The sequence below is a fragment of the Prevotella melaninogenica genome, assembly GCF_013267595.1.
GTDB classification, from domain to species: Bacteria; Bacteroidota; Bacteroidia; order Bacteroidales; family Bacteroidaceae; genus Prevotella; species Prevotella melaninogenica_D.
Genome location: NZ_CP054011.1, coordinates 1,076,296 through 1,096,292, shown reverse-complemented (window position 1 = coordinate 1,096,292; position 19,997 = coordinate 1,076,296). Strand labels below are relative to the sequence as shown.

The 19,997-nt window shown below is 42.2% G+C and carries 11 protein-coding genes; 5 read left to right on the top strand and 6 right to left on the bottom strand.

The genetic code is table 11. The features are described from left to right. Nucleotides 1-76: 76 nt before the first annotated feature. Entirely contained in the window at nt 77-2,743 is a 2,667-nt protein-coding gene (alaS, locus tag FIU21_RS09810) for an alanine--tRNA ligase (RefSeq protein WP_036886577.1), read from the bottom strand. 177 nt (nt 2,744-2,920) lie between these two features. On the opposite strand from alaS, the gene FIU21_RS09805 reads away from it, so the two are divergent. Then, the gene (locus tag FIU21_RS09805) at nt 2,921-3,259 is read left to right on the top strand and encodes a MerR family transcriptional regulator (protein WP_004360810.1); all 339 of its coding nucleotides are present in this window, start codon (nt 2,921-2,923) and stop codon (nt 3,257-3,259) included. Nucleotides 3,260-3,855: 596 nt separating this feature from the next. Here the strand turns inward: FIU21_RS09805 and FIU21_RS09800 are convergent. From FIU21_RS09800 to FIU21_RS09790, 3 genes are all read right to left on the bottom strand, one after another. Beyond that, nucleotides 3,856-4,437, bottom strand: a complete 582-nt coding sequence (locus tag FIU21_RS09800) for a DUF6642 family protein (protein ID WP_004360811.1) — start codon at nt 4,435-4,437, stop codon at nt 3,856-3,858. An 85-nt stretch (nt 4,438-4,522) separates the two neighbouring features. Then, nucleotides 4,523-5,284 (bottom strand): copper homeostasis protein CutC, encoded by a 762-nt coding sequence (locus FIU21_RS09795; protein WP_004360812.1) that lies wholly within the window; start codon nt 5,282-5,284, stop codon nt 4,523-4,525. A gap of 159 nt (nt 5,285-5,443) precedes the next feature. Then, nucleotides 5,444-8,041 carry a transglutaminase-like domain-containing protein gene (locus FIU21_RS09790; protein WP_004360813.1) on the bottom strand — a complete coding sequence of 866 codons (2,598 nt, stop codon included), beginning with the start codon at nt 8,039-8,041 and terminating at the stop codon, nt 5,444-5,446. Nucleotides 8,042-8,515: 474 nt separating this feature from the next. Here FIU21_RS09790 and FIU21_RS09785 point away from each other — a divergent pair, with 474 nt between their 5' ends. Continuing rightward, the gene (locus FIU21_RS09785) at nt 8,516-9,919 is read left to right on the top strand and encodes a C1 family peptidase (RefSeq protein ID WP_036886579.1); all 1,404 of its coding nucleotides are present in this window, start codon (nt 8,516-8,518) and stop codon (nt 9,917-9,919) included. 706 nt (nt 9,920-10,625) lie between these two features. Here the strand turns inward: FIU21_RS09785 and FIU21_RS09780 are convergent. Both FIU21_RS09780 and FIU21_RS09775 read right to left on the bottom strand, forming a co-directional pair. Next, nucleotides 10,626-12,245, bottom strand: a complete 1,620-nt coding sequence (locus FIU21_RS09780) for a RagB/SusD family nutrient uptake outer membrane protein (protein WP_004360815.1) — start codon at nt 12,243-12,245, stop codon at nt 10,626-10,628. 32 nt (nt 12,246-12,277) lie between these two features. Beyond that, a complete protein-coding gene (locus FIU21_RS09775; protein WP_004360816.1) occupies nt 12,278-15,013 on the bottom strand; it encodes a SusC/RagA family TonB-linked outer membrane protein in 2,736 nt (911 codons plus the stop codon). A gap of 169 nt (nt 15,014-15,182) precedes the next feature. On the opposite strand from FIU21_RS09775, the gene FIU21_RS09770 reads away from it, so the two are divergent. The 3 genes from FIU21_RS09770 to FIU21_RS09760 all read left to right on the top strand — a co-directional run bounded on the left by FIU21_RS09770 (nt 15,183) and on the right by FIU21_RS09760 (nt 19,997). Further along, on the top strand, nt 15,183-18,350 hold the full coding sequence (locus FIU21_RS09770) for a glycoside hydrolase family 2 TIM barrel-domain containing protein (RefSeq protein WP_036886581.1): 3,168 nt from the start codon (nt 15,183-15,185) through the stop codon (nt 18,348-18,350). A 729-nt stretch (nt 18,351-19,079) separates the two neighbouring features. Next, nucleotides 19,080-19,733, top strand: coding sequence for a hypothetical protein (locus tag FIU21_RS09765; RefSeq protein WP_172891376.1), 654 nt, complete (start codon nt 19,080-19,082; stop codon nt 19,731-19,733). A gap of 75 nt (nt 19,734-19,808) precedes the next feature. Continuing rightward, nucleotides 19,809-19,997, top strand: a complete 189-nt coding sequence (locus FIU21_RS09760) for a hypothetical protein (protein ID WP_172891375.1) — start codon at nt 19,809-19,811, stop codon at nt 19,995-19,997.

Genomic DNA, 19,997 nt, shown 5'->3' with positions numbered 1-19,997 from the left:
ATAATTTGAGAGAAATAGGTAAATAAAAAAAATAAGGAGAGCCGAAAGCTCTCCTTATTCCTTGTATTTTATAGCCTTATAAGCTAATTAATTCAATCACTTTATCCACAGCTGATCTGATGCCATCTGCATTCTTACCACCAGCCTGAGCGTAGTGTGGCTGACCACCACCGCCACCTTGGATGAGTTTAGCAGCCTCGCGAATAATCTTACCAGCGTTCAGATTATAATCTTTCACCATGTCATCACTAAGCATGATTGATAAGAGAGGACGATTCTCGTATACAGAGCCGAGTACGCAAACAAGTTTCTCTGGCAATGCTTCACGTACCTTGAAGACGATGTCCTTGGCAGAAGCTGGGTCGATCGGCAGCACAGTTTTTACGACATGCACGCCATTTACGGTCTCAGCATGCTCAACCATGTTCTTTGCAGCACGGCTAACAGCTTGGGTACGGAAACTCTCAAGCTCCTTCTTAATACTGTCGTTCTCTTCAACAAACTTTGTAAGAACTGCTTTGAGGTCCTTCGCATTGTTGAACATTGATCTCAAATCACGCAAAGTATCTTCAAGAGCGTAGATGGCGTTCTCACAAGTTTCACCTGTCATAGCCTCAATACGGCGTACACCAGCTGCTACACTACTCTCACCGACAATCTTAAAGAAACCGATACGACCTGTTGAGGTGGCATGAATACCACCACAGAACTCACAGCTTGGACCGAAGCGAACAACACGAACCTTGTCGCCATACTTCTCACCGAAGAGGGCTACGGCACCCATCTTCTTTGCCTCCTCCATTGGCGTATCACGATGCTCGTCCATTGGATAATCCTTACGAATCATCTCATTGACAAGCTTCTCAACCTGACGAAGTTCCTCATCGGTAATCTTCTGGAAGTGAGAAACGTCAAAACGGAGGGTGTCAGGACTTACGTATGAACCCTTCTGCTCTGCATGCTCACCAAGAACCTGCTTCAAAGCATAGTCGAGAAGGTGGGTTGCTGTATGATTAGCAGCTGAAGCATCACGCTTTTCAGTGTCTACGCAAGCCATAAAGTCTGCCTCAAGGTTCTTTGGAAGTTCCTTAACGATGTGTACGCTCTGGTTATTCTCACGCTTGGTGTCGATGATGCTGATTGTTTCGTCCTCGCTAACAAGTACACCTTGGTCACCTACCTGACCACCCATCTCACCATAGAAAGGAGTATAGTCGAGTACAAGTTCATAGAAACTGTTCTTCTTCTGAGTCACCTTGCGGTAACGGAGGATGTGGCACTCATATTCTGTGTAGTCGTAACCAACAAACTCCTGTTCGCCTTCACGCAGTACTTCCCAGTCACCATTCTCTACAGCGGCAGCATTGCGCGCACGTGCTTTCTGCTGTTCCATCTCCTCGTTGAACTGCTTCTCGTCAACAGTATATCCGTTCTCTGCGCAGATAAGTTCGGTGAGGTCGAGTGGGAAACCGTAGGTATCGAAGAGGCGGAAAGCCTCCTTACCATCGAGTTGAGTCTGACCATGTGCCTTCAGCTCGTCCATTGCACCGTTAAGGAGCATGATACCCTTTTCCAATGTGCGAAGGAATGAGTCTTCCTCTTCCTTCATTACGCGACCAATCAGCTCACGCTGTGCAGTGAGTTCTGGGTATGCAGTACCCATCTCACGTACCAACACGTTGAGCAACTTATACATGAAAGCTTCCTTCTGACCAAGGAAAGTATAAGCGTAACGAACGGCACGGCGAAGGATTCGACGAATAACGTAACCTGCTTTAGCGTTGCTTGGTAACTGACCGTCAGCAATAGAGAAGGCAACAGCACGAAGGTGATCGGCTACAACACGCATAGCGATGTCTACCTTCTGCTCTTCATTGATGCCTTCACCATTATCACCCTCTGGGAAGGTGTGGTTATACTTCTTGCCTGAAATCTTCTCAATCTCTGCAATAACTGGTGCAAAGATATCTGTATCGTAGTTAGAGTTCTTGTCCTGCATGAGACGAACGAGACGTTCAAAGCCCATGCCAGTATCGATAACATGCATCTTCAATGGGTCAAGACTGCCATCAGCCTTACGATTAAACTGCATGAACACGATGTTCCAAATCTCAATAACCTGTGGATGATCCTTGTTTACAAGTTCCTCACCAGGCACCTTTGCCTTCTCTTCCTCTGAACGGAAGTCAATATGAATCTCTGAACAAGGACCACAAGGACCAGTGTCACCCATCTCCCAGAAGTTGTCGTGCTTGTTTCCGTTGACGATATGATTCTTTGGGAAATGCTTCTCCCAGTAGCTTGCTGCCTCATCATCACGTGATATTCCCTCTGCCTTATCACCCTCAAAGACAGTTACGTAGAGGTCTTTTGGATCAAGGTGGAGTACGTCTACAAGGTATTCGTAGGCGTAATCAATTGCTCCTTCTTTAAAATAGTTACCGAAACTCCAGTTACCTAACATCTCAAACATCGTGTGGTGGCTGAGAGCTGCATCACGACCAACCTCTTCCAAGTCATTGTGTTTACCACTAACACGCAGACATTTCTGTGAGTCAGTGCGGCGGCGAGGCTCTGGATCCTTTGTTCCGAGGATAATATCTTTCCACTGGTTCATACCAGCATTAGTGAACATCAGCGTAGGGTCGTCCTTAATAACCATAGGGGCAGACGGTACGATAACGTGTCCCTTCGACTCAAAGAATTTCAAGTAAGAGTCGCGGATTTCGTTTGCTGTCATCATCTTTATTTTATTTTAATTCAATTTTTCTACCTAAAAGTGTTGCAAAGATACTGACTTTTGAGTATTTTTGCAAACAATTAGGCTGCTGAATACGTAAAAACTTCTTTTAGAGGTGGACATAGTCTTCTTATTCAGACCTAAGATTGTGTAAATAATTGATATAAAAGTTACTAAGACATGGCAGAGAATCCGCGCAAACTGTATTATTCTATCAAGGAAGTGGCACAGCAGATTAACGTTACGGAGAGTCTGTTGCGATACTGGGAAACTGAGTTTCCACACCTTCGTCCTAAGACGACGGGTAATCGTGTACGCCAATATACGGAGAAGGACATTGAACAGATCAAGGTTATTTACAACCTTGTCAAGGTGCGTGGCTTTAAGATTGCTGCAGCTCGTAAGATGTTGCAGGAGAACAGAAGTGGTGCTGACAAAAGTCAGAAGGTAATGGAAACCCTTTTCTCTGTGCGCGACCAGCTGAAAGAACTTAAGAAGCAGTTAGACGGTTTAGTATAGACGGGCATATCAAGGGGAGATGCCTTCGGAGATATGTCACACCAATTAGCAGTCATAGAGAGGACTTTTGTATTCTTATTCCCCTTATTTTATTTTTAGTTGCTATCATTTTTAACATTTGCGATAAAGAGCTTATAATAAGTCACTTATAGTGTGGTTTGTTGTGATAGGAGTGACAGCAACTTTCAAACCACCTCCATACAGTTCCCTACTCTATCTTATGTTTTGAGCATGAGCTGCCATTCGTCTTCAGCCTGCCTTATTTCACAAACGGATATGCTATCCAGTACGAAGGAAATTTACTCTGGGATTCGGTTCACAGCTAATAAAATAGCTGAAAAAGATTAGAGGCGTCTACCGCCTGTGTTTATTTTCAGCTTTAATCACCTTCAAGCCACTGCTTCACGTCTCCGTTTTCCTTTGTGTTACAGTCCAACTCAAACCGTGCCAATAGCAAACACGAGGTGTGCTACTGGTAAACACCAAAGAAGAACATCTGCCAACAGACTATTGTATTAATTCCTTATACTGCTCCAAACTCCTTTTACACCTGAATTACCCCTTGTAATAAGCAGAAATAACAATTTCCTCCATAATTATAATGCCATAAATTTAAACTTATCTACAAAATAAGGCATTTCTTTCTGTGCCCTATTCATCAGTGACGTCGCTCTCAAGTTCGGATAACGATATAAAGTGTTTAACAACCATGCTTCAAAGATGAAACTTGTGGTTATTTCAACACTCCTCTCATAGCCAGAGACCACTATTGCACCTGTCAGTCTCTTGAACTGCTTAATCTCACTATCATTCATCTTAAAAGTTCTGCAACTTCCAAAATGAACAAACTTTCCTCTAAAGATTCCTTCATTTTCGTTAGCGAAATCTATCAAACTACATATTGAGCACTTAGCCTTATTATCTGACCCAGCAAATGCAATAATACCCTTTTCGCCATGAAAGCATAAATACACAATAGAAAAATCCTTATATGAAGCCTGCTTTAAATGACTTATATAGTATTTGAAATCTGATGGAGTTGCAACTTGCCTAAAAGAAAAGTTTACACCACAGGAGTTACTTAAAAACTCTAACAGAGGCTTTGCCTGAGAATCATATTTCAAATCATATACACTCTGTTCCCACTCCGTTTCTAAACAAAAAACTTTATTTACCATACCTGTTTATTTCGATTGACGAATCTACTATATTTATTTTTGTGTTTTCTGCAATATAAGAGATCTGCTACTTAATGGCATTACCTCACGCCTTCTTTCCCATCAAAGCGTCAATAGTATTTCTTACTCTGCGCTCTGTTGTTAACATGATAGTGTCTTCATCGGCACTTTCAGTACCCATATAGACGGATGGATTAGAGTAGGTCATGCGACTTGTTTGTGGCTCACGGGCAGAGAAGTGGAAGGCAGGTACGCCTGTTTCTTGGCGTATGCGAGCAATGTTCTTTTCGTTCACATCACAACCCGCCATGATTTTTATACGACCATTTGCCAACTGGTTTAATCGCTGGAGTAGGGGAATACCCTTCTCGGCAGTGGGTTGCTGTCCCGATGTAAGTACTCTCTCAAAGCCGAGTGCAATGAGCTGTTCCAAGGCTTTCTCTGGTTCTCGGCAGCGGTCAAAGGCACGATGGAAGGTGACACTCATCCCTTTTGCGTGAGACATCAGATATTCATTAGCAGCCAAATCGATATCTCCTTCAGCCGTCAGGCAGCCAAAGACAACGCCATCCACACCTAAGTCACGGCAGAGATCAATGTCCATAGCCATGCGCTGAAGTTCTTGTTTAGTATAAAGGAAGTCGCCTCCACGGTTGCGGATGATAACATGTAGGCGAGTATCAGTCAACACTTCTCTCGCCATTTTTATTTCACCATACGATGGTGTGGTGCCACCTTCGGGAATACCCATGCAGAGTTCTACACGATTGGCTCCACCTTTCTGTGCTTCTATGCAGCTTTCAACGCTATTAGCACATATCTCTATCTCAAAATCAGTTCGGTTCATGTTGGATTATTAGAGGAGTTAAAGGAGTTAAGGAGTGAAAGGGAGTTAAGACAACACTATCTGTTAGTGTGATATATGACCGTTTATTGTCTGATATATTACAGCTATAAAAGTATTGTCTTAACTCCCTTTCACTCCTTAACTCCTCTCCCTCCTTAATTAAAGTTTACTACTTGTTTTAACGAGCTGCTCACCCAATCCGATTGTATATCCTTGAGAAAGGAAGACAATACGGTTGAAGGTATCAGCGATGATGAATATTGGCAGCTGTTCTGTATTGCGGAGTTTCATCTCTTTCACTATCTCCTGCTGGATGGTCCCATCCTTATCAATACCGAAGATAGTCTTCGCAGGGAGGTTAGGGAACTCACCCTTCTGTGCTTGGAACTTCTTAGCTTCCACCTCGTTCTTGAAGAGTAAGACGAATGGACGACCCCATTTATCGAGTTTATCCTTCATCTTCTCAATATCATGGAGTGCGTGGTTAGTTGGCTCCTGACCGATACCCAATACGCCGAGAACGTAATAGCCACGTCCCGTCTGGCTCAGGATAGAAACACTCTGCCCATCTTTGTCAAACAAGTCTTCACTGTTGAAGCTACCAATCACCTTCACACCTTCGCTTTCTTGGCGTACATCGAGTGGGAGAGTGGTTGTCTCGCCTGGTTTAATCTGGAAGAAACGGCTGTGTGCAAGTACACTACCATCCGCCATTCGCTGACCAGTCACGAGGATGTAGGTACCCTCATCGAGTGTAGCCCCATTCTTAAAGGTGTTTGACCATGTAGCACCGCCACCCATATCTACCTGTCCTTCGTCAAAGTTCATCAGCCATGTCTGTCCGTAAACAATCTTACTAATGCTGAAATGGCTATAATACTTAGGATCATCGAGGAAGCCATCAGGGGTGAATGTCAGTACTAATTTACCAGTCTTTGCAGTCTGCTGAGCTGCTGCATCAAAGTCAACATCCACCCATTTCCCATTCTGCTTATACTGAATCTTCCATGCCACAGGGTCCATACGAGCTTCAATACCAAGACTGCGTGCTACATCTACGAAGAAGATATCACGGCTACGGCTATCGGTAATACGGCTCTCCCATACACTTCTTGGGGTCTGTGGGATTCTCATCGCACGACTATCAGGGTTCATACGGATATTCTTTCTAATCCATTCAACCAACAAAGCTGGGTTCTTACGGAAGCTTGCAGCCTCCTTTGCAAAGGCTTTCTCAAAGAATTGTTTGAATGGTGTGAGAATCATTTCACTCTCAACACGTGGAGAGAGTTGGCTGCTCTTAGCCTTCATGTTATCCTCTAAGATATACATTGGCATGTCACGAAGGTCCTTGTCGCTCAAAGTACTGAGCAGCTTTAGTGCACGATCTTGCTGATTAGCATACTTCTCAACAAACGTTTGAATAGTCTTCCAATTTCCACGTGCCTTAATAATATAAGGTGTGGCAGCTGAATAACGATAATCCTTCATTGATTCTGCAGTAGGGAAGGTGGCAATGTAAGCATGACGGATAGAATCCTCATAGGTCAAATGACGCGTATTCTCATCCCGCTGTGCCTTGGTAACGGCAGGTAATGTAGTATTAGATGCAGGTGGAACGATGTCGAGATCAGCCTCCTTAGGCATATTTTGCTCGTTATAATCCAGTTTGATGGTGATTGACTTATCCTTTCCAAAGGTAGCTTTAGCAAAGCCAAACTGTCCATCCTTTGATGCCCAGACAATCATATCACCCTTACCAGCAGAGAGGAAGGTCGTTCCATCAGTACCAGTGTACTTAGACACAGCTGTATAGAACTCGGCATAATTATAGATCTTGAAGTCTACCTTTGCGTTGTCAACAGGCTTACCATCCTTGTCGACAATCTTAAAATCAATCTTAGATGTACTACCATAGTTGTCGATGAGATTAATCTCGGTGAAGTTATTGGTACGTAGCATCACCTCCTCTGGACCCTCATAATCACCGAAAGCACGTGTGTGCATGAGCATAGCACGTGATGCAGGTTCGTTAAACCAAGCAAGGTTGAGTACTGGTTCTGGTTCACAAGCACCTAAGAAATACCATTTACCATCCGCCCAAGCTTCTACCCAAGCATGGTTGTCGTCCGTATGTGCCCAGCGAGGAGTATAGACCTGACGAGCTGGAATACCGATAGAACGAAGTGCAGCTACCGTAAAGGTGCTCTCTTCGCCACAGCGTCCACGACCTGTACGGATAGACTGTAGTGGTGAAGAAGTGCGGGCATCAGAAGGTTCATAGGTAACTCGTTCATGACACCAGTGGTTCACTTCAAGGATAGCATCCTTCATAGGGAGTCCTTTTACACGCTCACTCAGTTCACGATAGAAAATAGCACGAGAACTATCAAGTGGCTCATTGTTCACACGCATTGGCAGAACGAAATGTCTGAAAAGCAATTCAGGGACATCCTTTCCCCATGCCATCGACTTTCGTGTTTGCAAAGCGGTGCGTATGTTTTTAAGGTGGTAGGCTGTTGGATAGTCTGTTGCATCGGCAATTGGCATATAAGCATACAAGAAACGTAAGGCTTCCTCCTCCTCAGGAGACACCCGAAGTCCCTTTGTGTTATAGAACTTCTTGCCAATAACCTTCATCTTGGCTTGGAATGCATTTTCTACTTTTTGTCTGAAATTCGGGTCTGTTATAAAGTGCTGTGCATAACTTGAAAGGCTGACAGCAGCAAGAAACAGGCTCAATAAGATTTTCTTCATAGATTTGTTTTTAGTTTATGCGACTTTTATCAGCCGCTAATTTGCGTATGCAATATTCGTAAAAAAAAACAATATACGCAAATGTTTTACATAGAAAATGCCTGAAAGCTTGGTCAAAGTAATAGGATAGGAAGCCTTCTTTGTCATGTACAGGTTTTTATTCAAGGAAAACTTACGAACAAAAGAATGCCGAGTGAAGGAGATAAAGTAGGGTTATATTCTACTATTTAACCCTTTTCGACTTCGCGATTTACCCTTATTCTCGAATTCTTTTCATGCAAATAATTCTTTTTGTTCATGACGATAATTCTGTTTCATCATAAAAAGAAATTGATACCTTTTCCCTTTTAAGTAGAATTTATCAATATCAATGTTGATTTTTACACATTATTACAACAACAATGGGAAATAAATAGTATCTTTGTAGAAAATAAGTTTTTAATAACCCTTTACCTTAATATTATTAAAAAAACAATGAGAAAGAATATGTTTATAGCCTGTGGCTTGCTAAGTTGTGTGCTTACACTTCAGGCACAGACGAAAGATGGTAGTATTGATACACAGATGTTGCAGCAGATTCAGAAGTCTGGATTGACAACATCTGACCGTGCTTTATCGAATGCAATCGCCACAAATTCTATTGATGATCTTGCTCGTAACTTCCGTAATTCTGGTCCTGTAGATACCTACTTCAGCGTGGAGACACCGAAACAGAATATCCAAGATCAGAAAAGTTCAGGTCGTTGCTGGCTCTTTACTGGACTGAATGTTTTGCGTGCTAACTTTGCACGTCGCCATAAGGATACATTGAGAGTGGAATATTCTCACGTTTATCTCTCTTTCTATGACCAATTAGAGAAAGCAAACTTGATGCTGCAAGGTGTGATAGACAATGCTGGTAAGTCATTAGACGACCCACGTGTGCAGTTCTTCTTTAAGAATCCTATCAGTGATGGTGGTACGTTCTGCGGTGTATCTGACTTGGTTGAGAAGTATGGTGTTGTACCAATGGAAGCTATGCAAGAAACCTATTCAGCTGAAAATACCTCTCGCATGGCAAGGATTGTGTCATCAAAACTACGTGAGTATGGTCTGGAACTGCGTAAGATGGTAGCTGACAAGAAGTCAAAGGCAGCTATCAAGGCACGCAAGACAGAGATGTTGGGTAATATCTATCATATACTCTCACTTTCTTTGGGTGAGCCAGTGAAGACGTTCACCTTTGCTTTCAAGGATAAGAATGGTAAGCAGATTGGTAAGGCTAAGACCTATACACCACAGGAATTCTATAAGGAGACGGTGGGAGGTCCACTCAATGGAACCTTTATTATGGCAATGAACGACCCTCGTCGTCCTTACTATAAGACTTACGAGATAGAATATGACCGTCATACCTACGATGGTCATAACTGGAAGTATGTGAACCTTCCAATGGAAGATATTGCGAAGATGGCTATTGCTTCACTGAAAGATTCAACGAAGATGTACACCAGTTATGATGTTGGTAAGCAGCTCGACCGTAAGCGTGGTTATCTTGACTTGGACAACTATGACTATGCAACACTTTTTGGAACAACCTTCCCAATGAACAAGGCTGAGCGTATTGCAACCTTTGACAGTGGTTCAACCCATGCGATGACACTTACAGCAGTAGACTTAGATGAGAATGGTCAGCCAAAGAAATGGAAGGTAGAGAACTCTTGGAGTGCCTCTTATGGTCAGAATGGTTACTTGATTATGAGTAATCCTTGGTTCAATGAATACACCTTCCGTCTGGTTGTTGATAATAAGTACGTACCAGAGAATATCATGAAGGCTGCTCAGCAGAAGCCAATTATGGTTGTTCCTGAGGACCCATTGTTCCAAGAGGATATGTAAAGCCCCCGACCCCTCCAAAGGAGGGGAGGAAAAGATAGGCTGGTGGCGATAGATTTCTTAGATAAATACTGACTTTATGTTTTATAGGAAACCTTGGAATGCTATATTAGCTATGCAAGCCATATGAGAAGAAAGCAGGGGTAGGCGGCTTCGTCTATCCCTGCTTTCTTTATCTTTTAGAACCTTTCGTCTGAAAATCATGAAAAATGCTTATCTTTGTAGGGTAGGATGAAACCCTTTAGTTTATTGATTCTTCCAAATTACGAAGTGATAGTTTAAATCTATTATATAATAAGACACACAGAGCAACTCTAAGTTTCTTGCTACAAACTTAGAGTCTCGCTGTGTGATATTTCTTAAGGTTCTAAGCGTAAAATGCAAACCTTATCACTCCAAACTTCTCTATATTTGTTCGGATTTTTCATATATCGATTTTGTAAAGACCACCAAATGGCTTGCAATTAACGCCCAATTGGCTTGCAAAAGGTGCCCTTTTGAGGTCTTACTAACGCCCTTTTGGAACCTTATTAAGCACCTTTTAAAATCTCTTTTTACAACTAATTGATAACAAGTAACTTACGAAGGTGAGGAAACAACTCGCTTTTAAGGCATTTCTCTACCTTTTCCTCGAATATTTTGTCAATATATTTCTTAATCTTGCAGTATTGAACCTCACACAGAGGCATGGAGCTGCCAGAGGTTTTATTTAGCGTTTATAACCTTTATTCTGTTTCAGTTTTTCGTTGAGGTCTAATGCACGTGATGGGATAGGGAAGACGATAGTATGACGGTCGGCTTCTGTTTCGGGTGCAGTGCGAAGGTCGTAGGACTGATGGAAACGATTGAAACGGATGAGATCATTACGACGCCAGCCCTCCCACATTAGTTCCATCAGGCGTTCAGCAAGAATGTTATCTAATGTAGCAGTTCTATTTCCCATACCACTGCGGCTGCGAATGAGGTTCAGTTCAGTATTACCATTCTCTCCGTTGCGTACTGCAGCTTCAGCCTTCATTAGCAATACATCGGCATAACGGAAGAGAACAATGTCATTGTCAGGACTTTTACCATCGTTAAAGGCGTTGCGGTCCACCTCATATTTAGCCATTCTTGCCCCTGCCGTCTTGATATATGGGCTGTTGGTGAGATTTAACTCTACAGCAAGTGGCATATAAACAAGTGGTTTGCCATTCTCTAAATATATGATATTTCCATCTACCCGAACAGTGTCAGAGTAGAGGTTATAAGCATATCGCTTGTCAACATTTTTAGTACCATAGCCGAAAGTCTTCACTATTGAAATAGTTGCGCAGGCTCCATTTTCAGAGCTTGTACCGAAGGCACCGCCATGTGAGTAGTGACGAGAGCGGAAGAGATACTGGAATTGGCTCTTGTAAAGGTGTTTGTCGAGCGGGATAGTAAAGATATTCTCTGGTGAATTCTCGTTGTTAACAGAGAAGTTGCTGAGATAATCATCTGCTAAGGTAAAGCCATCAGCAGTCACCTTATCGCAGTAATATTTGCAGGCTTGCCATATATTCATCTGCTGACCATTGATGGTAAAGTAGGTTTGCTTACCATTAGGTTGTTGATTATCTGTCCAATCAGCATCAGAATAAACCTCACCATTCAGCATTAACTTAGCAAGAAGGAAGTTGGCTACAGAACGTGTGACACGTCCATAGTTCTTGCCAAGAAGGTTACTATGACCTGTAGGAAGCAGTGGGGTGACTTCTTGTAGTTCTTTTACAATAAACCGATATATCTCAGGGCGACTTGCTTGTTCTACGTTTTCAGTACTTTCGCCAGCCGTAGTTACTAATGGTATATTTCCAAACATATCCATAAGGTAATAGTAGTATAAGACACGGATAGCCCTAACCTCAGCCCTATAAGCCTTGTACTGCTCATCTGTAAGTAGTTGTTTATGTTTGTCGATAGTTGTAAGTGCATCATTACTGAATACAATTACTTTATAGAGATACTTCCATGTATCGTAGAGAGGTTTGCTGTCTTCTGCCCAGTTATGTGTATATAAATCAGCCCAAAAGCCTCCATCATACCAGTCTCCACCACGGACAGGTATGATTGCTTCATCGGTTGTAAACGTATTATAATCATATACACCACGATAAGTACCTTGTAGACCCTCACTGTCTTTATCACTTCCTATGTAGTTATACAAAGTAGCGACAGCATTGACATATACATCTCTTTCTGTCGTGTAGGTATGTTGTTCATCGAGGCTGTCTTTACTATTCTCGTCCAGACAACCTGTTAATGTGAGGATAGTTAGAAAAAAGAGTGGGCGAAGTAAGTATTTCATACTTGACAGTTGTTTATGTTGTGTTAAATTACTTAGAACTTAATACTCACACCGATAGAGTAAGTGCGATAAGGAGGATAGGTACGTTTGTCATCAATACCTAAGGTGTTATCTACTACATAACTATTAATAATCGGTGTTAAGCCACTATAACTTGTTATTGTTGCAAGGTTATTGATGCTAAAAGACATACGTAGTGATTTGATATATTTGTTTTTAACCGGCGTATTCCAACCTATCGTAAGATAATCAAAGTTTAGATAATCGCCTTTTTCCAACCAATAATCTGTCACATTCTGGTCAACGATATTCCGTGTAGGAGCTTCTGCAAGGACATTATAGTCTGGGAAGTTTGACATGTTCAGGAAAGAAAGAGTTGTTCCGTTAAATATCTTATGTCCGAAAGCACCATTCATCTGTAAGGAAATGTCGAATGCTTTGTATCTGAAACTTATGTTAGAACCCAAGGTCATCTTAGGTGTTGCTTGTCCTGCGATATATCGGTCGCCATGGTCGCTGAGGTCGATTACATTGTCATTGTTCAAATCAGCAATGTCGTATTTATTGTGTCCATGTCCGTTGTCTACGATTCCTTTGCAGTGAGGAAGATAGAAAACACCTAAAGGTTGACCTACAATCTGATAGATAATATCATTATATCCACCATGGAAACCTGCGCCATTCATACCGCCAATTGGCGTTATGTCTGATGCTGTCATCTGCCTTCCATTATGTTTACCATTGAGAGAAAGGAGTTTGTTCTTTTGCCATGCCATATTGACATTGACATTGAGTTCCATGTCTTTCTTTGATATAGGAACGACGCCAATACCCAACTCAAAACCACTGTTAGACATAGAACCGATGTTTGCCAATAGCTTGTCGAAGGCGAAAGTTGGTACAGGTACGTCATATTCGTAAAGCATATCGGTAGTCTTGGAATAGTAATACTCTGCTGTAAGGAGCAGACGATTGTTGAACAATCCAAGGTCAGTACCAATATTAAAGGTGCTGCGCGTTTCCCAACGTAGGTCAGGGTTACTATTGCGTAAGGTACCCATAGTGACTGTTGGTGTACCATTGTACGAGATTAAACCTACAGGGATATATTGCCTTAAGGTCAAATAAGAACTGATTCCACCAAGGTTTCCAGACCGACCATAACCAGTTCGAAGGTTCATAAGACTAATGCTCTTATTGTTGCGTAGGAAACTTTCTTTCTTCATATCCCAGGTTGCTGAGATAGAAGGGAAGATACCCCACGTATGGTCTTTGCCAACCATTGACGAACCATCTACACGTGTTGTCAGATTAAGTGTGTATCGGTCGAGCAGTGTGTAGGTAAGTGTACCCATAAAAGAGGCAAGACTTGGGTCGGCATAACTACTGCCAGTTCCTCCATAAGGACGGTCAGAAGCAGCCCCAAGATTGTCATAACCAAAGTAATTGTTGGTTAATCCCTTTACTTGTGTCCAAAAAGCTGCTATCTTCTTCTTCTGATATTCAGCAAGAATGGTGGCAGATAGATTGTTAGCCCCCCAATGATGTTTCCAATCAAGAGAGATGTTACCTAACATATCCTCGGTCTTTCGTTCTCCTCTATATGCTAATCCTTGTGCCCATACCCATGTCGGAGCAAATCGTCCGTTCTCCGTTGAGGTGTAAGAATAGGAACCTAAGGCTGCTAACTGAAGGTTATGTGTTAGCTGTAAGGACAACTGCAGATGTGAATTGAACGTAAGATTCTTTTCATCGTTACGCTCAAACAGCAGTGGTTCTGTCGGTCCTATTTGTGATGCGTTGCCATTCCTCTGCCATCCGTTTCCTGTTTTGTGGAATGGGAGTGTTGGATTCATCGCAGCAGTAGAGTAGGAAAGTGCTTGAATATCAAATATTTTTTCATCTTGTTGAGATGAACCGAAGGCACCAAAGTCTATCTTTAGTCTCTCGTCAAAGGCAAGCTGTGAGATGTCTAACTTAGCCACGAAGTTATTGTAATCCTTGTTTTTAATAACCGTTTGACCGCGCACATAGCCTAATGAGGCACGATAGTTAGACTTCTCGCTGCCTCCACTAAAAGCCACGTGGTGTGAGTTTACGAAACCTGTTCGTACGATTTCTTTCTGAAAGTTAGTGTCATAACCTTTGTCAACATAGTCTAATCCCAATGCTTTTGCAGCACTAACATACTCCGTAGCATTGAGCATTCGAAGTCGTTTGTATACAACGTCGAATCCAGCAGTTCCGTCATAGTAGATCTGGAACTTACTACCATTGCCTCGCTTTGTCTTTACTTCGATAACACCCGATGCTCCTCGTGAACCATACTTAGACGTTTCTGAAGCATTCTTGAGGATTGTAAATCTTTCGATATCAGCAGGATAAATGGTGGATAGGGTAGATAAATCAGATGAAACACCATCTATAAGGACCAGAGGGTCATTACCACCAGTAAGCGATGTTGTGCCACGAACACGCACACTGGTCAGCATTGCCATACGATCCTGCCCATTCGTAACGACATTTACACCAACAGCTTGTCCGGAAAGCGCATTAATTGCAGAGTTTACCAAACCTTTATTCATCTGTTTCTCACCTACCTTTGCCATTGAACCGATGATAGGTAGGGTGTCACTCATGAGGAATAACGGCTGCTTTTGTTTTGTAGTAATGGCTTTAGGTCTTCTTTGCGCATTTGCAATATCTGTAGAGCCAATTAGTAAAAGGCAGCAAACAAGTGAATGGGTTAGGAAGTGTTGTCTGGCCATATCAGGATGTAATAAATGTTGTTTATACTGATTATCTAAGCAAATATACATATTTTTCGTGACATAAGTCGATAATTACAGTTTTTTTTGCTAATTTTGTTGTGTTATCCTTTTATATACTCTTTGTGAGTTGAGGAACTTAAAGATAGAAACCTAAATTATTATCAATATGGAAAAGCTTTTTCTAACGGCTTTGCTGATGGGCATGTCTGTGTCTGGTCTCCATGCACAGAAAGCCGTTATTGAGCCTACTTTCACCGAGTGGCATGACCTTCAGGTGAATGCTGTCAATCGTTTTGAAACGCATACAGACTTTTTTGCCTTTGCTCCAAATGAAAATCTGAGTGGAACAAAGTATGATAAGAAGAAGTCGGCTAACTATCTTTCCCTTGATGGAAACTGGAAGTTTAATTGGGTTGAGAATGCTGATCAACGTCCAACAGATTTCTTCCGTACCGATTTCGATGACTCTCAGTGGAAGACATTCCCTGTTCCTGGTATCTGGGAGGTGAATGGTTATGGCGACCCTGTTTATGTTAACATTGGTTTTGCATGGCGTGGTAACTTCAAGAACAATCCTCCAGAGGTTCCAATTAAGGAGAACCATGTTGGCTCTTATCGTCGTACTATCCGCATACCAGACAACTGGGATGGTAAACAAGTTATTGCTCATTTCGGTTCGGTGACATCTTGTGTATATCTATGGGTGAACGGTAAGTTCGTTGGCTATAGTGAAGACTCTAAGATTGGACCAGAGTTTGACGTAACGAAGTTCCTCAAGAAAGGGGATAACCAGATTGCTTTCCAAGTATTCCGTTGGTCAGATGGCAGCTATTGTGAGGACCAAGACTTCTGGCGTCTCAGTGGTGTTGCTCGCGAAAGTTATCTCTATGCGCGTGATGCAAAGCAGCATTTGAAAGATATTCGTATAACGCCTGACCTCGTAAATGATTACAAAGACGGTACGCTCAGCGTCAATCTCCAGTTAGCGGGTAATACAAAGGCTTTCTTAATCTTGGAGGATGCTGATAATAATCTTGCTGCAAAGACAGTCGTTACGGCAGATAAAGCGGGGCAAACTAAGGCTTTTATGGAGCTGAGAAACCCTAAGAAGTGGACAGCAGAGACTCCTTATCTTTATAATCTCTATGTGAATGTTGAGGATGCCAAGACTGGTAAGGCTATTGAGACAATCCCTCTCAAAGTTGGTTTCCGCAAGGTTGAAATCAAAAACTCGCAAGTGTTGGTCAATGGTCAGCCTGTTCTCTTCAAGGGAGCTAACCGTCATGAGATGGATCCAGATGGTGGTTACGTTGTGACACGTGAGCGTATGATTCAGGATATCAAACTGATGAAACGTTTGAATGTCAATGCTGTGCGTACTTGTCACTATCCTGACGACCCTATTTGGTATAATCTATGCGACGAGTATGGACTCTATGTGGTTGCTGAGGCTAATCAAGAGAGCCACGGTTTTGGCTATAATAAGGATGCAGTATCGGGTAGTCCGCTCTTTGCTAAGCAGATTATGGAGCGTAATCAGCATAATGTTGGAACGAAGTTCAATCATCCAAGTGTCATTTTCTGGAGTCTTGGTAACGAGACTTGCTACAGCAAGAACTTCGATGATGCATATGATTGGATTAGGTCGCAAGACCAGAGCCGCCCTGTGCAGTATGAGCGTGCAGAGTTGAATGGCTATGCTACGGATATTTTCTGCCCAATGTACTATTCTCCAAAAGCTTGTGAGGATTACTCAAAGAACGCTCAATACACTCGTCCACTTATCCAGTGCGAGTATAACCATACGATGGGTAACTCTGGTGGTAACTTGAAGGAGTACTGGGACCTTGTTCGTAAGTATCCTAAGTTCCAAGGTGGATTTGATTGGGACTTTGTAGATCAAGGCTTACACCGCAATCCTAAGTTTGATGCTTCTCGTAGGTTGGAAGACTATGAGCGTGCGGCTGATGCGGTTGATGTGAAGACGGAATACACATACGGTGGTGACTATAATAAGACTGACCCATCAGACAACAACTTCAACTGCAATGGTATGATTGGTCCTGACCGTCAGTTGAATCCACATGCTTATGAGGTTGCCTATGAATATCAGAATATCTGGGCTCGACCAGTTGACCTCAAGCAGGGCAAGATAGCTGTTCACAACGAATACTTCTTCCGTGATCTAAGCAACTATCGTATGGAATGGAGCCTTGTTAACGAGGGTAAGGTTGTTGAGAAGGGTGCAATTGAAGAACTGAATGTTGCACCACAGCAGACAGTTGAATACACATTGCCAATAGCTGGTAAGGAGTTTGATGGTGAAGTTCTCTTGAATATCGACTTTAAGTTGAAAACTGCTGAGCCATTGATGGCAGCTGGTCAGACTGTAGCAGAAATGCAGATGGAGGTACAGCCTTGGCAGCCAATGCCAAAGATGGAGCCTGTTGCAAAGAATAAGGTGAAGGTAAGTGACAATGTGAAAGAAGGAGTTGTACGCTTTGCAGGCAACAACTTCGACCTCGTATTCGATCGCAAGACAGGTTTCCTTAGCAGTTATCAGGTTGATGGTCGTAACTTCTTGGGCGAAGGTGGTAGCTTGAAACCTAACTTCTGGCGTGCTATGACAGACAATGATATGGGTACTAACTTCCAAAATCGCCTGTCTGTATGGAAGAATCCTACAATGACATTGAAGTCATTAGAGGTTGATAAAAAGATGAATCGCCTCACAGCAGAATATGATATGCCACAGGTAGGTGGGCAGTTGTGCCTTGTTTACCATGTTGCAGCTGATGGTGCGCTCCATGTAAGTATGGATATGGAAATGAAGGAGGGCAGCAAGGCTCCTCAACTTCCACGTTTCGGAATGTTGATGCAGTTGCCTTATAATATGGATAAGTCGGTGTTCTACGGTCGTGGACCTATCGAGAACTATGTTGATCGTAAGCTTTCACAGCGCATCGGATGTTATGAGCAGACTGCCGACAAGCAGTTCTTCCCTTACATTCGTCCACAGGAAACAGGTACGAAGAGCGACATTCGCTGGTGGCAGCAGACTGACAACAGCGGTCGTGGATTTCGAGTATTGTTTGATGAGGCTGCTTTCTCTGCGAGTGCATTGCACTATAACATTTCTGACCTTGATGAGGGAAGTGAGAAGCATCAGCGTCACAGTTATCAGGTACCATTGTCTAAGTACACTAACCTCACGTTGGATGCTGCAATGATGGGTGTGGGCGGTATTGATAGTTGGGGTTCAGAACCTCTGAAGAAGTATCAGTTGCCAGCTGAAAACCGAGCTATGCACTTCTGGATTGTGCCAGTGTTCTAAGCTCATAGGCACAAACTATAAGATAAAGAACGCCTTTGCAGAACTCCTGCAAAGGCATTTTTTGTTGATTTTTCGTACTGTAAGAATCCGTATTGATGGTTGACTTCAAATTATTTTTGTGACAGTAAGTTTGTTTTGTTAAACCCATATCGGTCGGTCATTAGTGCCTAAACAGATTTTGTTTTTTACAGTCGAACAGATTTGCTGTTTTTTGTATCGTAGGCGTATTGGGTTACGTCAAGTTAGAAAGACAGGCAAAATGTTAGGAAACAACACATAAACATGAAGTTTGAACATTGTGGTCTAATGACTGATTTGGCTTTAATATTCTTCTGAACCAACGAGTGATAAAGCCTACAAAGTAAGCTGAATACACTATTACGAGTTTAAATTCATTTTGCTGTCACATTTAACATTTCGTGTAATACTGCTGTAAATGAAAGAGTTAGGTGGTGTCTATAAGTGATAGTAATGACAGCAAATTTAAAACTTTCTCAAAAGTAAGAAGTCCGATCTTCTCTCTTGGAGGAGTAAATAGATCTAAGTGCTTTCACTGCTAACACTGACTTTACCCCTCCATACCTTGGAAGAACCTAACTTTTGTCAGGCTTTTTATTTGTTATTCTAATGCTTTTTCTTTATATTTGCACTTGACAAATAGGATTGTAGTCCTCTTCCTCTTTTCCTACAAATTCTATAACAATATTTACTAATTCTATATAAACCGATATGATAGATTGGGGAGAAGAAGGTAGCCCATGGCGTAATCTGAATGAACAGGCAGACTTGTTTGACAAGACTGTCAAATACAGGTGTGAACAGAAAGTGTTGAACCGTATAGACGGAATGATAACAAGTCATTCTGATACACGGCGTGAAATATCTTTGCAGTATGACTCCAAACTGAAAAACAACAGGTTTAAAGGTGAAGTGACGGAGAGTTTTGTCAAGATACGACCAGAAAACATGATGGCGGCTCTGGAGTTATTGGATAAGATTGATAGTATCAAGTGTCGTGCAGAGGTTACGGTTGACACGATGACTGGTAAGATTAACAGGGTGGTGAACTTTGAAGAAATCAAGAAACGATGGGAGGAATACCGTGCGGAGATGTTCTATACTATCAATTCTACAATGGGGCAAGGCTCTGATGAAGGCAAGCAGGTGGTGAAGTTTACTGACCTTATTGACAAGCAGTTCGTTGATGAACCAACTTTTAGAACAGAACTCTCAAGTAAGTTGTTTTATGATGTTTTCTTTGATAAGTATCTTTTAGGGAGAAAGCTGGAAGATGAGAAGTTCGAGCAAACCTTTTATTCTTTCCTCTTTGACCAAACTCCTATTAAGACTTCTCTTACGCAAGAGTTAAGCACTGATGAATAGACGGGACTGAAGAAGATATCACGCTATATCTCTGCTGACGACCAGCGTACGAAGTTCGTCAATGAGTATGGCATCATGAAGACCTATAAGGAACGCTATCAGCCAATTATCAAGTATAGCTTTACGCAGTATAATTATGAGTTCTATCATGATATCCTCCTTGCAGATGACGGACTTCCTCAGGAAATCAAGGTGAATATCATCGAGGAGGTAAAGAATAATATTGAGATATTGGTAACTTATCGTATTCACAGACTGAAATAA